17 protein-coding genes and 1 pseudogene are annotated in these 15,363 nt (G+C 67.4%); 7 read left to right on the forward strand and 11 right to left on the reverse strand.

The features are described from left to right. The 10 genes and pseudogenes from ACE3P2_RS08785 to ACE3P2_RS08830 all read right to left on the reverse strand — a co-directional run. Positions 1 to 324: pseudogene (locus tag ACE3P2_RS08785) on the reverse strand (hydroxymethylglutaryl-CoA lyase); the annotation flags it as partial. A gap of 94 nt (positions 325 to 418) precedes the next feature. Further along, a complete protein-coding gene (locus ACE3P2_RS08790) occupies positions 419 to 1,084 on the reverse strand; it encodes a DUF4126 domain-containing protein (protein ID WP_374263523.1) in 666 nt (221 codons plus the stop codon). A gap of 10 nt (positions 1,085 to 1,094) precedes the next feature. After that, positions 1,095 to 1,937, reverse strand: coding sequence for an S-formylglutathione hydrolase (gene fghA / locus ACE3P2_RS08795; RefSeq protein WP_374263525.1), 843 nt, complete (start codon positions 1,935 to 1,937; stop codon positions 1,095 to 1,097). 8 nt (positions 1,938 to 1,945) lie between these two features. Continuing rightward, positions 1,946 to 3,052 carry an S-(hydroxymethyl)glutathione dehydrogenase/class III alcohol dehydrogenase gene (locus ACE3P2_RS08800; protein WP_374263527.1) on the reverse strand — a complete coding sequence of 369 codons (1,107 nt, stop codon included), beginning with the start codon at positions 3,050 to 3,052 and terminating at the stop codon, positions 1,946 to 1,948. Positions 3,053 to 3,077: 25 nt separating this feature from the next. Beyond that, positions 3,078 to 3,662, reverse strand: coding sequence for a TIGR00730 family Rossman fold protein (locus tag ACE3P2_RS08805; RefSeq protein WP_374263529.1), 585 nt, complete (start codon positions 3,660 to 3,662; stop codon positions 3,078 to 3,080). 14 nt (positions 3,663 to 3,676) lie between these two features. After that, on the reverse strand, positions 3,677 to 4,279 hold the full coding sequence (locus ACE3P2_RS08810; RefSeq protein ID WP_374263531.1) for a 2-hydroxychromene-2-carboxylate isomerase: 603 nt from the start codon (positions 4,277 to 4,279) through the stop codon (positions 3,677 to 3,679). Positions 4,280 to 4,395: 116 nt separating this feature from the next. Further along, positions 4,396 to 5,016, reverse strand: coding sequence for a 2-hydroxychromene-2-carboxylate isomerase (locus tag ACE3P2_RS08815; protein ID WP_374263533.1), 621 nt, complete (start codon positions 5,014 to 5,016; stop codon positions 4,396 to 4,398). Between the two features lie 100 nt (positions 5,017 to 5,116). Next, complete coding sequence (locus tag ACE3P2_RS08820; protein WP_374263535.1) at positions 5,117 to 5,557, reverse strand: PaaI family thioesterase; 441 nt, start codon at positions 5,555 to 5,557, stop codon at positions 5,117 to 5,119. An 18-nt stretch (positions 5,558 to 5,575) separates the two neighbouring features. Further along, on the reverse strand, positions 5,576 to 6,718 hold the full coding sequence (can, locus tag ACE3P2_RS08825; protein ID WP_374263537.1) for a carbonate dehydratase: 1,143 nt from the start codon (positions 6,716 to 6,718) through the stop codon (positions 5,576 to 5,578). Positions 6,719 to 6,892: 174 nt separating this feature from the next. After that, positions 6,893 to 7,306 (reverse strand): MerR family DNA-binding transcriptional regulator, encoded by a 414-nt coding sequence (locus tag ACE3P2_RS08830; protein WP_374263539.1) that lies wholly within the window; start codon positions 7,304 to 7,306, stop codon positions 6,893 to 6,895. A gap of 76 nt (positions 7,307 to 7,382) precedes the next feature. Here ACE3P2_RS08830 and ACE3P2_RS08835 point away from each other — a divergent pair, with 76 nt between their 5' ends. The 4 genes from ACE3P2_RS08835 to ACE3P2_RS08850 all read left to right on the forward strand — a co-directional run bounded on the left by ACE3P2_RS08835 (position 7,383) and on the right by ACE3P2_RS08850 (position 11,733). After that, entirely contained in the window at positions 7,383 to 8,408 is a 1,026-nt protein-coding gene (locus ACE3P2_RS08835) for an MBL fold metallo-hydrolase (protein WP_374263541.1), read from the forward strand. 19 nt (positions 8,409 to 8,427) lie between these two features. Beyond that, complete coding sequence (locus tag ACE3P2_RS08840; protein ID WP_374263543.1) at positions 8,428 to 10,254, forward strand: PHA/PHB synthase family protein; 1,827 nt, start codon at positions 8,428 to 8,430, stop codon at positions 10,252 to 10,254. 80 nt (positions 10,255 to 10,334) lie between these two features. Next, complete coding sequence (locus ACE3P2_RS08845) at positions 10,335 to 10,799, forward strand: putative toxin-antitoxin system toxin component, PIN family (RefSeq protein ID WP_374263545.1); 465 nt, start codon at positions 10,335 to 10,337, stop codon at positions 10,797 to 10,799. A 115-nt stretch (positions 10,800 to 10,914) separates the two neighbouring features. Beyond that, positions 10,915 to 11,733: a mechanosensitive ion channel family protein gene (locus tag ACE3P2_RS08850; RefSeq protein WP_374263547.1), complete on the forward strand. Its 819-nt coding sequence runs from the start codon at positions 10,915 to 10,917 to the stop codon at positions 11,731 to 11,733. 45 nt (positions 11,734 to 11,778) lie between these two features. On the opposite strand, the gene ACE3P2_RS08855 is transcribed toward ACE3P2_RS08850, so the two are convergent. Continuing rightward, complete coding sequence (locus tag ACE3P2_RS08855) at positions 11,779 to 12,606, reverse strand: helical backbone metal receptor (RefSeq protein ID WP_374263549.1); 828 nt, start codon at positions 12,604 to 12,606, stop codon at positions 11,779 to 11,781. Positions 12,607 to 12,719: 113 nt separating this feature from the next. Here ACE3P2_RS08855 and ald point away from each other — a divergent pair, with 113 nt between their 5' ends. The 3 genes from ald to ACE3P2_RS08870 form a co-directional block, all read left to right on the forward strand. After that, entirely contained in the window at positions 12,720 to 13,835 is a 1,116-nt protein-coding gene (gene ald / locus ACE3P2_RS08860) for an alanine dehydrogenase (protein ID WP_374263551.1), read from the forward strand. Between the two features lie 88 nt (positions 13,836 to 13,923). Next, positions 13,924 to 14,406: a MarR family winged helix-turn-helix transcriptional regulator gene (locus ACE3P2_RS08865; protein WP_374263553.1), complete on the forward strand. Its 483-nt coding sequence runs from the start codon at positions 13,924 to 13,926 to the stop codon at positions 14,404 to 14,406. Between the two features lie 102 nt (positions 14,407 to 14,508). Next, on the forward strand, positions 14,509 to 15,363 hold an 855-nt coding region (locus tag ACE3P2_RS08870), incomplete at its 3' end, for a TolC family protein (protein ID WP_374263555.1).

Genomic DNA, 15,363 nt, shown 5'->3' on the forward strand with positions numbered 1-15,363 from the left:
GAACGATTCCGACGCCGCGCCGAACACCGCCACCTCGGTCGCGCCGGCCGCCAGCGCGGCCTCCAGGCCCTGCAGGTTCGGCGTGAGCACCGGGTAAGCGACCCCGGGCAGGCGCACGATGCGACGCATCACCTCGGCGTTATCGCCCATCTGCGGCACCCACCTGGGCGACACGAAGGACGTGGCCTCGATGGCCGTCAGCCCGCAGGCGCCGAGCCGCGCGATCAGTTCGACCTTGGTGTCGGTGCCGACCACCTGCTGTTCGTTCTGCAGGCCGTCGCGCGGGCCCATCTCGACGAGGCGGACGTGGGGGGGAAGGGTCATCTTTCTTTCCTTGGCTGGGCTGCTGAATGTCACATTATTGTAATGACATAAACTCGAGATTTCCTCCTTTTTGCGCATCGCCCGCCCGGCGCGCTCACCCCACGCCTTCGGGACGCCGCCGCAGCAGGCGGGCGACGAAGCGCCACAGCACGACGATGAGCACCAGAGCGAACACGCAGAACACGGCGAGCGCACCGAGGAAGAGCAGCGGCTGGTGGAGCAGCGTCCACAATCCGCCGGCGAACAGGACGTCCTCGCCGAACGACGTGGCGACGTTGCTCACCGGCTCCGGCGAGGTGTTGATGGCGGCGCGCGCGCCCGCCTTGGCGAAGTGGGTCCCGGCCGCCAGCGTGCCGCCGAGCAAGCCCATGGCGATCTGCAGCGCGCCGCCCTGCTCGCCCATCACCGCAGCGGCCAGCGCGGCGCCGGCCGGAATGCGGATGAAGGTGTGCACCGCGTCCCACACCGAATCCAGCCACGGCAGCTTGTCGGCAAAGAACTCGACGAGCAGCATCAGGCCGGAGACGCCCAGCACCAGCGGATGGGCGAGCACGCCGAGGCCACCGGGCAATTGCACGCCGGCAAAACGTGCCAGCGCACCGAGGACGAACACCAGGGCGTACAGCCGCAGCCCGCTGGCCCAGCCGAGTCCGGCGGCGAGTGCGGCCAGCGAGGCGAGGTCCAGCGGCACGCCGCGCCAGTCGAGCAGCGGCTTGATGCCGTCGGCGAGGGTGGCGAGATCGGTGGCGGCCAGCTCCACGGCGTGCGCCTCAGGCGCCCAGGTGCCTGGCGTGGTGGGCCAGGTGGTCGGCGATGAAGGTGGAGATGAAGTAGTAGCCGTGGTCGTAGCCGGCGTGGCGGCGCAGCACCAGCGGCTGGCCGTCGGCGGCGCAGACCTGCTCGAAACGGTCGGGGTGGAGCTGGGTCGGCAGGAACGGGTCGGCGAGGCCCTGGTCGATCAGGATCGCCGGGCAGCGCCGGCCGGCCTCGACGAGCGCGGTGGCATCGTGCTCGCGCCACGCCGCGCGGTCGTCGCCGAGATAGCCGCCGAAGGCCTTTTCGCCCCACGGGCACAGGCTGGGCGCGGCGATCGGCGCGAAGGCCGAGACCGAGCGGAACAGGTCGGGGTGACGCAGCGCCAGGGTCAGCGCCCCGTGCCCGCCCATCGAGTGACCGAAGATGCCGCAGCGGGCCAGATCGGCCGGAAACTGCTGGCCGACCAGCTGGCGCAGTTCGCCGGTGACGTAGCTTTCCATGCGCCAGTGGCGCGCCCAGGGTTCGCACGTCGCGTCGAGGTAGAAGCCGGCACCGACGCCGAAATCCCACGCGTCGGCCTCGCCCGGCACCTGGGCGCCGCGCGGGCTGGTGTCGGGCGCGACGAGCATCAGCCCGAGTTCGGCCGCCACCCGCTGGGCTCCGGCCTTGATCGGGAAGGTCTCCTCGGTACACGTGAGGCCGGCCAGATAGAACAGCACAGGCACCGTGCCGTCGGCCGCCTGAGGCGGCACGAAGACGGCGAAGCGCATCGGCAGGCCGATCTCCCGCGAGGCGTGGCGGTAGAAGCCCTGGCGCCCGCCGAAGCAGGCGTGCTCGGAGAGCGTCTCGAAGCTCATCGCGGCGCTCAGTAAACCACCACCGAACGGATCGACTCGCCGCGCTTCATGAGGTCGAAGCCGTCGTTGATCTGGTCGAGGGTTAGGGTGTGGGTGATGAGGTCGTCGATGTTGAGCTTGCCTTCCATGTACCAGTCGACGATCTTCGGCACGTCGGTGCGTCCGCGGGCGCCGCCGAAGGCCGAGCCCTTCCAGACGCGGCCGGTGACCAGCTGGAACGGGCGGGTGGAGATCTCGGCGCCGGCCTCGGCCACGCCGATGATCACCGACTGGCCCCAGCCCTTGTGGGTGCATTCGAGCGCCTGGCGCATCACCTTGGTGTTGCCGATGCACTCGAAGCTGTAGTCGGCGCCGCCGTCGGTAAGTTGGACGATGTGATCGACCACGTTTTCCACGTCGTTCGGGTTGATGAAGTGGGTCATGCCGAACTTGCGGGCCATCGCCTCGCGGGCAGGGTTGAGATCGACACCAATAATCTTGTCGGCGCCCACCATCTTGGCGGCCTGGATCACGTTGAGGCCGATGCCGCCCAGGCCGAACACCACCACGTTGGCACCCGCCTCGACCTTGGCGGTGAACAGCACTGCGCCCACGCCGGTGGTCACGCCGCAACCGATGTAGCACACCTTGTCGAAAGGCGCGTCCTCACGGATCTTGGCCAGAGCGATCTCGGGCACCACGATGTAGTTCGAGAAGGTGGAGGTGCCCATGTAGTGCAGGATCGGCTTGCCATCCAGGCTGAAGCGGCTGGTGGCGTCGGGCATCAGGCCGCGACCCTGGGTGCTGCGGATCTTCTGGCACAGGTTGGTTTTGCGCGACAGGCAGAACTTGCACTCGCGGCATTCCGGCGTGTAGAGCGGGATCACGTGGTCGCCGGCCTTCAGCGACTTCACGTCGGGGCCCACATCGACGACGACGCCCGCGCCTTCGTGGCCGAGGATGGCCGGGAACAGGCCTTCCGGGTCGGCGCCGGAGAGGGTGTAGTAATCGGTGTGGCAGATGCCGGTGGCCTTGACCTCGACCAGCACTTCACCGGCCTTGGGGCCTTCGAGATCGACGGTTTCGATGGTCAGCGGGGCGCCTGCTTTCCAGGCGACGGCGGCACGGGTCTTCATCGGGGGCTCCTTGATTGGGGAGGGTTCATAGGTGTTTTTCGTCGCGGATACGCTTTCCGACGGCGGGCGGGTGATACGCGCCCATCGTCCTCAGCAGCGAGGACAGGTTGTCCTCGACGAGCAGCAGGCCGCGGTTTTCCTGCTTCATGAAGCCTTCGTCGACGCCCCGCTCCAGCATCTGGATCAGGGGCAGGTAGTAACCGTCGACGTTGAACAGGGCGACCGGCTTGCTGTGAAAGCCGAGCTGCGCCCAGGTAAGGATTTCGAACAGCTCCTCGAAGGTGCCGAGCCCGCCCGGCAACGCGATGAAACCGTCGGCCAGTTCGGCCATGCGGGCCTTGCGGGTGTGCATCGAATCGACGACTTCGAGGCGGGTCAGGCCTTCGTGGCCCACCTCCCAGTCGAGCAAGGCCCGCGGGATCACGCCCACCACCTTGCCGCCCGCGGCGAGGCAGGCATCGGCCACCACGCCCATCAGGCCGACGTTGCCCCCGCCATAGACGAGCTCGATGCCCCGCTCGGCGAGCAACTGGCCCAGCGCCTCCGCGGCGGCCCGGTAGGCCGGACGCACACCGCTGCGGGAACCGCAGAAAACACAGATGCGTCGCATCCTCGTCGCCTCCGTCAGAACGGGCCCTTTTCGAGCCAGCGCTCGAGTTGCGGGAAGCGATCGTTACCCCAGAAACCCTCGCCTTCGACGATGAAGAAGGGAGAGCCGAACACGCCGCGGGCTTCGGCCAGGTCGATCTCGGCCTTCAGGCGGGCCTTGGTGGCCGGGTCGGAGAAGGCGTCGGAGACTTCTTCGCGGCTGATCTTGAGGCTGTCGGCGAGCTCGAGCAGCACCGGCGTCTCGGCGATGTTGCGGCCATCGACGAAGTAGGCGCGGAAAACCGCATGGGCGAAGGCCTTGGCCTGCTCCGGATCGCGGTCGCTGAGCCACTGGAAGGCGCGGGCCGCGTGTTCGGTATGCACGGGATAGGGCGTGGGCTGCTTGAACGGGATGTCGAGGAACGCGGCCGAGCGCTCGGTGTCGCGCTGGACGTACTCGGAGCGCATCAGCGCGGCGGGAATCTTCACGCCGCCCTGAGGCTGGAACTGGGCGTCGAGCACGATGGCGTGCCACATCACCGTGCGGCCGTGGCGGGCGGCGATTTCGTCCACCCGCTCGGAGGCGAGGTAGCCGTAGGGCGACGAGAAATCGAAGTAGAAATCGATGGGAGCGGACATGCGGATCTCCGGAATGCGAAAGGTCTAAAGTGCGCGGCGGGCCGCCTGGCCGGCCATTATCCATGCCATCCGGCGCGACGGCATGACAATGCGTGTCGTCCTGACCAGGACGCGGCTCAGAACCCGCCCTCGGCCAGCCAGCGCTCCACCTGCGGCAGGCGGTCGGCGCCCCAGAAGGCCTCGCCATCGACGATGATGAACGGCGAACCGAAGACCCCGCGGGACATGCCCAGTTCCACTTCGGCGGCAAGTCGCGCTTTGATCTCGGTGCCGGCGAGCACCGCCGACAGCTCGTCCCGATCGATGCCGACGCCAGCGGCGATGTCGAGCACCGCACCCAGCTCGGAGATGTTCACGTCGTCGACGAAATAGGCGCGGTAGGCCGCCAGGCCGAAGTCCCGGGCCTTGGCCGGGCTGCGGTCGTTGAGCCACAGGAAGGCCCGGGCGGCGTGCTGGGTGGGGATCGGGAAGGTGCTCGGCTGACGGTAGGGCAGGCCGAAGTAGCGCGCCGAGCGCTCGATGTCGTGCATCGAGTAGGCACCCTTGAGGGGAATCGTCGGCAGCGGCGCAAGGCCGGTAACCTTGAAGGTCACGCCGAGCAGGAACGGGTGCCACAGCACCGTGCGCCCGAAGCGCGCCGCCAGGGCGTCGATCTTCTCGGCGGCGAAGTAGCCGTAGGGCGACGAGAAGTCGAAGTAGAAATCGATGGGCGCGCGGCTGCGCGGGGCGTCGGTCATGGCATCTCCTCCGGAGCGGGGTTGCGGGCCGGCTGGCGGCAGGCCCGGCGGACGCCCGGATCGAAGGCCCGGGTCGCGCCGCGAACGAAGGCCGGGGCGCTCAGGCGCCCTTCGGCCACAGGATCATCTGGGTGCAGCGGAACAGCGCCAGGCGCAGCCCGCTGCCGCCACTGGTGACTTCGGAATCCCACACGTGGGTGTTGCGACCAAGGTGCACGGCCGTGGTGGTACACAGCAGCACGCCATCGGTCTGGGTGCCGAAGAAATTGGTCTTCAGTTCGATCGTCGTGAAGCTGCGGGCGCCCTCGGGCAGATGGGCCCGGGTGGCGTACCCGGCGGCGCTGTCGGCCATCGCGATGATCGTCGCGGCGTGGAGGTAGCCGTTGGGCGCCAGCATCTCGGGACGGATCAGCATCCGCGACGTCATCCGGCCCGGCTCGAGGGAAACCGCCTCGAAGCCGAACCAGCCCGGCAGATGGCCGGCTCCGCGCGCGTTGAGGAACGCAACGTCGATGCCCTCGGCGATTCGGGGTTCTGCCATCGCTCGGCCCTTCCGTGTTCAGCTTTCGAGGGTTTCGAGGGCCTTCAGGTAGCGCGGCATGAGATCTTCGCGACGGCTCACGTTGATGCCCAGATCGCGGATCAGGCCGTCCTTGAGGCCATACACCCAGCCATGCACGGTGAGGCGCTGACCGCGCTTCCAGGCATCCTGCACGACGATGGTCTGGCAGACATTCACCACCTGCTCGATGGTGTTGAGTTCGCACAGGCGATCATGACGCTGCTCGGGCGGCAGCAGGTCGACCCGGCTGACGTGCTTCACGTGCACGTCCTGCACGTGGCGCAGCCACAGGTCCACCAGCCCGACGCGATCCCGCTGCAGCGCCGCGCGCACGCCACCGCAGCCATAGTGTCCGACGACCATGATGTGCTTAACCTTCAGCACATCCACCGCGAACTGGATCACCGACAGGCAGTTGAGATCAGTGTGCACCACCACGTTGGCGACGTTGCGATGGACGAAGACCTCGCCGGGCATCAGGCCGATGATCTCGTTGGCCGGCACCCGCGAATCGGAACAGCCGATCCACAGGAATTCCGGCGCCTGCAGTGTCGACAGTTTCTCGAAATAGGTGGGATCGACCTGACGCATACGGCGGGCCCAGGCCAGGTTGTAGTCGAACAGGTGAAACAGGTTCTCGTTCTGAATCTCGGATTCGGACCAGTTCTCGAGATCGAGGGCGAGGAACATCGTGCCTTCGAGGGGCGACGGGTAATAGGCCGGCGCCTCGGTGAAGCCGAGCTCGCGATAGAGCTTCACGGCGATGCGCATCGCCGGCAGCGTGTCGAGCATCACCCGGCGGTAGCCGAGGGTCTTGGCGGCCTTGATCGCCGCCAGGGCCAGCTCGCGCCCCACGCCGTGACCGCGCATCTCGGGCTCGACGTACAGCCGTTTCATCTCGCAGACGCCCTCGGTCGCCGGACGGATGCCCACGCAGCCGGCCGGGCGACCATCCACCTCGGCGTAGAACAGCCGTCCCGCGGGCGCCGAATAGGAGCCCGGCAACTGCGCCATTTCCTCGCCGAAATTCTGGAAACCCAGGTCCAGTCCGAGCGAGGCGGCATAGTTGCGGAAAAACTGCCGCACGTGCTCGATCTCGGCCAGATCGTCATCACCGATCACGCGAAGTACCAAAGCCATCTATCGAATCTTCCAAACGACAAGACAAACCGACACGATACCCTTCCAAGGCCGCCGATTCACCAAAAAACGACATCTGCACGCCGTCGACGGGGCGATCCGGAACACCAGGCCGGCCGTCGCGGATCGCGTTCGAATTACGTTTACGTCAACGTCACACAACAGGCAAAATGCTCACGCCCGATCCGCCCCGCGCGGCGCCTCCCCGGCCGCGGCGGCCAGCAGCTCGACGCACTGCAGCTCGAACTGCTCGATCTCGCCGAGCACCGCCACGATGTCCTCGCGTTGCTGTTCCATGACGCGCCGACGCTCGGCCAGCACGACTTGCAGGCGACGCAGCTGCGGCACCGAGTTGCGCACGCCGTCGTACATGCCGAGCAGCTCGCCGATCTCGGCCAGCGACAACCCGAGGCGCTTGCCGCGCAGGATCAGGCGCAGGCGCACGCGGTCGCGCTTGGCATAGACGCGGTTGCGGCCGGCGCGGGTAGGAGTGAGCAGGCCTTCGTCCTCGTAAAAGCGGATCGCCCGCGGGGTGATGCCGAACTCGCGGGCCAGCTCGCCGATGGTGTAGTTTTGTTCCTCAGTCATGAGGCCAGTAAATCAGATTTCGCGGGGGCGGACAACGCAAGGTCGGCAAACCCGGATTTCCAGGAGAACAGCAGCAATGACCCCGACAAAATTGGAATATCCCTTCGACGGCGTGCCCGCCACCGGCGCCACCCGTGAGGTCGCGCCCGGCGTCGCCTGGGTCCGCATGCCCCTGCCCTTCGCCCTCGACCACATCAACCTGTGGCTGCTCGACGACGGCGAAGGCGTGGCGATCGTCGACACCGGCTACGGCATCGACGCCACTCGCGAAGCCTGGGAGACGATCCTTGCCGGGCTCGGCAAGCCGGTGACCCGGATCATCGTCACTCACTGCCACCCGGACCACCTCGGACTCGCCCAGTGGCTTTCCGAGAAGACCGGCGCGGGCGTGGCGATGTCCCTCGGCGAATACCTCGGCGGCCACGCCCTGTGGCAGCAGCTGCCGGGCTACGACGCGGTGTCGATGGTCGCCCAGTTTCGCCGCCACGGGCTCGACGAGGCCCGCTGCGAGGCCCTCGCCCGGCGCGGCAACGCCTATGCCCGCGGCGTGCCCGGCCTGCCCTCGTCGTACCGCCGCCTGCTCGACGGCGAGCACCTCACCATCGGTGGCCGCGCCTGGCGCGTCATCACCGGCTACGGGCATTCGCCGGAGCACGTCTCGCTGTACTGCGAGGCCGCCGGCGTGCTCATTTCGGGTGACATGCTGCTGCCACGAATTTCGACTAACGTGAGCGTTTATGCCGCCACGCCGGACGACGACCCGCTCGGCCGATTCCTCGATTCAATCAGCGGTTTCAAGCAGTTGCCGGACAGCGTGCTCGTGCTACCATCCCACGGGAACCCATTTCGCAACATCGGTCTGCGCGTCGATCAGCTGGTCGAACACCACGCTGCGCGCTGCGCGGATCTGCTCGCGGCCTGTGCGGCGCCCCGAAGCGCGGGGGAGATTCTTGCTACGCTCTTCCCGCGCGAACTGGACACACATCAGGTCATGTTCGCGATGGGTGAAGCCATCGCCCATTTGAACCACCTCGAACACAAGGAACGGGTGAGGAGATCCGTCGGGGACGACGGGGTGGTTCGTTTCGTAAGAAGCCTTTAAATCAGGAGAGCCCAACAAAATGGCTGCGCAAGAAAAAGAAGTCGCCAAGTCCGAACTGCCGGACCCCAAAGAAGTCGCCAAGACCTACGCCGAAGTTGCACAACGGGCCTCCAAGCTGCTTGCCGACCACATCCAGAAGCAGGTCAAGAAGGGCATCACCGCCCCGTCCGACGAACTGGGCATCGCCCACGCCTTCATGGACATGATGGGCAAGCTGCTCGCCAACCCCTATCGCCTGGCCCAGGCCCAGATGAACCTCGTCTGGGATTACTTCTCGCTGTGGCAGCACTCGATGATGCGCTTCACCGGTATGACGCCCAGCGCACCGGTGGCCGCCCCCAACAAGAGCGACAAGCGCTTCAAGGACGAGGAGTGGCAGGAGCACTTCCTGTTCGACTTCATCAAACAGTCCTACCTGATCACCGCGCGCCACATCCATGACACCGTCTCGGGCGTGGATGGCCTCGACGACCAGACCCAGAAGAAGGTCAACTTCTACACCCGCCAGTACATCGACGCGATGTCCCCGTCGAACTTCGCCCTGACCAACCCGGAAGTCTTCCGCGAGACGGTCAAGAGCCATGGTCAGAACCTCATCAAGGGCCTCAACAACCTGCTGCGCGACGTGGAGGAAGGCGACGGCAACCTGCGCGTCAAGATGACCGACACCACCGCCTTCGAGCTCGGCAAGAACGTCGCCACCACGCCCGGCAAGGTCGTCTACCAGACCGAGATGATGCAGCTCATCCAGTACACGCCCACCACGCCGGACGTCTCCAAGCGCCCGCTGCTGGTCGTGCCGCCCTGGATCAACAAGTTCTACATCCTCGACCTGCGCGAGAAGAACTCCTACATCAAGTGGTGCGTCGACCAGGGCCACACCGTTTTCGTGATCTCCTGGGTCAACCCCGACGAGCGCCTGGCTGAGAAGAGCTTCGACGCCTACCTGCTCGACGGCACCCTCGCCGCCGTCGACGCCATCGTCGAACAGACCGGCGCCAAGGAAATCAACGCGGCCGGCTACTGTCTGGGCGGCACCCTGCTCGCCACCACGCTGGCCTACATGGCCGCCAAGAAGGACAAGCGCCTTGCCTCCGGCACCTTCTTCACCACGATGACCGACTTCGCCGAACCGGGCGAGCTGTCCGTCTTCCTGGACGAAGGCCAGGTCGCCAGCCTCGAGAAGAAGATGTTCGAGCGCGGCTACCTCGAAGGCTCCGAAATGGCCGGCACCTTCAACATGCTGCGCGCCAACGACCTGATCTGGTCCTTCGTGGTGAACAACTACCTGATGGGCAAGGATCCGTTCCCCTTCGACCTGCTGTACTGGAACTCCGATTCCACCCGCATGCCGGCGAAGATGCACAGCTTCTACCTGCGTAACATGTACCTGAACAACCTCCTCAAGGAGCCGGGTGGCATCGAGATCGCAGGCGTGCCCATCGATCTGTCGAAGATCAAGGTCCCGACCTACTTCATCTCCACCATCGAAGACCACATCGCCCCGTGGAAGAGCACCTACTCGGGCGCCCTCAACTTCGGCGGCAACGTGCGCTTCGTGCTGGGCGGCTCCGGCCACATCGCCGGCATCGTCAACCCGCCGTCGGCCAACAAGTACGGCTACTGGACCAGCTCGGCGGCCAAGCTCCCGGCCACCGCCGACGAGTTCTTCAACACTGCCCAGCAGAACCCGGGCTCCTGGTGGACCGACTGGCAGGCCTGGTTGATGGCTCAGGACGACAGCAAGGTACCCGCCCGCGATCCGCTCAAGGGCAGCCTCAAGGTGCTCGAGGATGCACCGGGCTCCTTCGTCAAGACACGCCTCGACGCCAAGAAGGCCGCCTGAGCGCTTGCCCTGCAGTAACCCAAAAGGGGGCTTCGGCCCCCTTTTCCTTTTCTTTCTCCTCGCCGTCTTCGTCTCCCGCCGTGGCCACCCACCTAATCGAAACTCCGCTTCCCGCCGCGCTGCCGGTCGTCCTCGACACCAACGTCGTGCTATCGCTGTGGATGTTCGAAGACCCCAAGCTGCAGCGCCTGCGCGAAGCCGTCGAAACCGGCGCCCTGCGCCCGCTCACCCGCGACGACTGCCTGGGCGAACTCACCCGCGTCCTCGCCTACGTGCAGTTCGGTCAGACGCCCGAACGCCAGCAGGCCATCGCCACCGCCTACCGAGACCGCTGCACCCTCGTCGAGGCCGATCCGGAACCCGCCTGCGTCCTGCCCAACTGCCTGGACCGGGACGACCAGAAGTTTCTCGAACTCGCCCGCGACAGCGGCGCCCGTGTGCTGGTGAGCCGTGACAAGCTGGTCCTCAAGCTCGGCCGCCGACCGGTGATCGCCGAGCGCTTCGCGATCCTCACCCCGGAGCGCCTGCAGGCCTTGTTGCCATGACACAACAAATTCCGCCACGACGCCCGTCAATGACACATAAATTTACATAGCGCAGCACTGAGGCATACCCGCTCTGGCTAGACTGCGGGTCCCAACCTTCTAGACGGAGCCCTCCATGGCCACCGAACCGATCCTCGACGTCAGCACCATCATCAACACCTACCTCATCCCGCTGGGCTGGAAGCTCGCTGGCGCCATCGCGCTGTGGATCATCGGCGGCTGGGTCATCAACCTCATCGGCAACCTGTCCAACAAGGGCATGGCCCGTCAGAAGGTCGAGCCGACCCTGGCGCGCTATGTCGAAGCCACCCTGCGCGTCATCATGCGCATCGTGCTGGTGATCGTCATCCTGTCGGTGTTCGGCATCGAGACGACCAGCTTCGCCGCGCTGCTCGCCGCCGCCGGCGTGGCCATCGGCGCCGCCTGGAGTGGCCTGCTGGCCAACTTTGCGGCCGGCGCCTTCCTGATCATCCTGCGTCCGTTCAAGGTCGGCGATTTCATCAGCGGCGGCGGCGTGACCGGCACCGTGCGCGAGATCGGCCTGTTCGCCACCACCATTGACCAGCCCGACAACGTGCGCACCACCATCGGCAACAACAAGCTGTTCGGCGACAACATCGTCAACTACACGATGAACCCGTCGCGCCGGGTGGACCTCACCGCCCAGCTCGCCCACAGCGTCGACCCGCAACAGGCGATGAGCCTGATCCGTGCCCGCGTCCAGCAGATCCCCAACGTGCTGGCCGAACCGGCACCGGACGTGGAGATTCTCGAATTCAATGCCGCCGGTACCAAGCTGGTCGTGCGCCCCTACTGCCACAACGACCACTACTGGCAGGTGTACTTCGACACCAACAAGGCCCTGGCCGAAGTGGGCGCCGCCAACAACTGGCCGATCCCCGCTCCACACCAGGTACTTCGTCAGCCCGCCTGACCTCCGCGCCTCAGCAGCCGCAACGCCCACTTCGGTGGGCGTCTTTCATTCCAGACCGGCAAGCTGACGGCGCAACGCAGCCAGGTAGCGCACGCCGGCCACCGCGCGGCTGCCGTACCACGACGCCATCTCGCCGTCGATGAGCCGGGCCGGTCGGCCCGCGGCCGCTTCCACCTCGGCCAGATGACGGTCACCGAAGCGATAGGGCTCCGAAGACAGGAACACCCGCTCCGCCGCGCCGAGCCACGCCGCATCCCAGTCGAAGGCCGGGTAGCGCGGCGCATCGACCACCGGCACCGTGTCCCAGCCCACCGCCGCCAGCGTCGCCGAGATGTAGGTGCTGCGCGCCACCGTCATCCACGGCGCCCGCCAGATCAGGTACAGCACCCGCTCGCGGGGCAGGCTGGCCGCCAGCCGCCGGGCATCGTCGAGCGCCTCGGTCAGCGCCACGGCGAGGCGCGCCGCTTCCGCTTCGCGATCGAAGACGCCACCCAGCAGGCGGTACACCGCCAGATTGTCGTCGGGCGTGCACGGGTGGGTGACGATCACGTTGGGAACGAACGTTGCGATCTCCTCGACGCACTCGCGGCGGTTCTCGTCGATATTCACGATCACGTGGGTCGGCGCCAGCTCGCGCAGGCGGTCGAGCTTCACGTCCTTCGTGCCACCCACCTTGGGAATCGTCTTCAGCGTCGCCCGGGGATGAACGCAGAATCCGGTCCGCCCCACCAGCGCGTCGGCCAGGCCGAGATCGCACACCAGTTCGGTCAGCGACGGCACCAGCGACACGATGCGCGGCGCGCCGGCGTGGCGCAGGTGACGTTGGCCGCTTGCGTCGAGCCAGCTATTTTCTTCATTCTTGCTCTGGATCATCGCGCAAGTATCGCAGGCGTCGCACCGTTAGTGGACTGTGAAGTGGAACAAGCGCCCCACGGCGCCACTCTCAACCGCAGCGGCGCGGCCCGCATCCAGACACGGAGAAGATCATGAAAATCGGCGTTCCCAGGGAAACCAAGAACCACGAGCACCGAGTCGGCCTGACCCCCGGCGCGGTCCGCGAGATCATCGCCCACGGCCACGAAGTGTGGGTCGAGACCGGCGCGGGCCTCGGCATCGGCGCCACCGACGCGGATTACCAGCGCGCCGGCGCCCAAATCACCGCCGGCTCGGCCGAGGTTTTCGAGACGGCCGAGATGATCGTCAAGGTCAAGGAACCCCTGCCCGAAGAACAGGCCCGCCTCAAGCCCCACCACCTGCTGTTCACCTACCTGCACCTGGCCCCCGCGCCCGAGCTGGCCGAAGCCCTGCTTGCCAGCGGCACCACCGCGATCGCCTACGAGACCGTCACCGCGCCGGGCGGCGGCCTGCCGCTACTCGCACCGATGTCCGAAGTGGCCGGGCGCATGAGCATCCAGGCCGGCGCCGCCGCGCTCGAGAAATCCCACGGCGGACGCGGCGTGCTGCTGGGCGGCGTGCCCGGCGTCGAACCCGGGCGGGTGGTCGTGCTGGGTGGTGGCACCGTGGGCAACAACGCCGCCCACACCGCCGTCGGCATCGGCGCCGACGTGACCATCGTGGACAAGTCGCTGGCCGTGCTGCGCCACCTGGACGAAGTCTACGGCGGCCGGGTGAAGACCCTCTACGCCACCCGCGACGCCATCGAGTCGATCCTGCCCCACGCCGATCTGGTGATCGGCGCCGTGCTGATCCCCGGTGCCACGGCGCCCAAGCTCGTCACCCGGCCGATGCTGGCCACGATGAAGACCGGCGCAGTGATCGTCGACGTCGCCATCGACCAGGGCGGCTGCATCGAGACATCGCGGCCGACCACCCACGCCGACCCCACCTTCGTCGTCGACGGCGTGGTGCACTACTGCGTCTCGAACATGCCCGGCGCGGTGGCCCGCACCGCCACCTACGCCCTCAACGCCGCGACCCTCCCGTATGTGCTGGCCCTCGCCGACAAGGGCTGGAAGGATGCCCTCAAGGACGACGCCGGCCTGCGCGCCGGCCTCAACGTCTGCAATGGCCACGTCACCCACCCGCAGGTCGCCGACGCGCTGGGCAAGAAGTACCTGCCGGCGATCACCCAGCTCGGCTGAACGCCGGCTCCCGCACCGGAAGCGGGGCGCTTGACATGCGTCCGCTTCCGGATAATTATCTGCCTAAGCAGTTACTGCCACATCAAACATGCCGACGCCGCCCTCCCATCCGCCCCTCTACACCGTCGCCAACTACACCCCCGACGACAGCATCGGCGCCCTCATCCACCAGGTGAAGCTGCGCATGACCCAGTCGATGGACGAGCGGATCAGCGATCTCGACATCACCGCCGCCCAGTGGCTGGTGCTCAAGCACATCGCCGCCACCGACGGCCAGACCGCCTCCGCGCTGTGCAAGGGCAGCGGCTGCGACACCGGCTCGATGACCCGTATGCTCGACCGCCTCGAGGAAAAAGGCCTGATCCGGCGCGAACGCAGCACCACCGACCGCCGCGTCCAGCAGCTCCACCTCACCGACGCCGGCCGGGCCCTGCTGCCGACGCTGGTGCCCCGCGTCGTCGACGCCCTCAACACCCTGCTGACCGACTTCAGCGAGGCCGAGCTGGACACCCTCAAGTCGATGCTGCGCCGCATGCTGCGCAACCTCGACGGCAGCAAGACTCCGAACTAAGCCCGTTCCGGCCCCACGGCGGCTGCGTCCGCCGTTTTTTTGCCCAAAAAGCTGCCATAGCAGATACAGCATAGGCAGTTTCAGCACAGACAGGAAAGCCGCATGTCCCGAATCCTTCCCCTCCTGCTGCCCCTGACGCTCACCCTGGGCGCCTGCGCCAACCCCGCCGGCCTGGCCCCCCACGGCACCCCGCGCGACATCGCCAGCCTCGCCGCGGAGCGCAGCCTGGCCGCACGCCCCGGCGGCGACTGGCCGACCGAGCGATGGTGGACCGCCTACGGGGACCCGCAGCTCGACCGCCTCGTCGCCGCCGCGCTGCACGGCAGCCCGACCCTCGACCTGGTTCGCGCCCGCCTCGACAAGGCGCGCGCCCAGGCCGGCCTCGTCGCCGCCGACGACGGCCCGCAGATCGGCGCCAACGCCGAGAGCGTCCGCCAGCGCCTGTCGGGCCACTACATCTACCCGCCCGGGCTGGCCGGCGGCGAGGCCAGCATCAACCGGGCCACCCTCGACTTCAGTCTCGAACTGGATTTCTGGGGCCGCAACCGCGCGGCCCTGGCCGCCGCCGTCGGCGAAGCCCGCGCGGTCGAGGCCGAGGCCGCCAGCGCCCGCCTGCTGCTGGCCAGCGCGGTGACCCGCAGCTACCTGCAGCTCGACCGCGCCCACCAGTTGCGCGCCATCGCCGACGCCACCGTCGTCCAGCGGGAGAAGCTCCAGGCACTGGTCCGCGTGCGCCAGCAGGCCGGCCTCGAAAGCCGCAGCGAACTCCAGCAGGCCAGCGGCAGTATCGCCGCCGCCCGCGCCGAGCGCAGCGCCCTCGACACCCAGCTCGCCCAGTTGCGCAACCAGCTCGCCGCCCTCACCGGGCAGGGGCCGGACGCCGCGCAGGCCCTCACCGCGCCGCGCCTGGGCGGCGGCGACATCACCGTGCCGACCGACCTGCCCGCCGATCTGCTC

It is taken from the genome of Zoogloea sp., assembly GCF_041911615.1.
In the GTDB taxonomy this organism is placed as follows: domain Bacteria; phylum Pseudomonadota; class Gammaproteobacteria; order Burkholderiales; family Rhodocyclaceae; genus Zoogloea.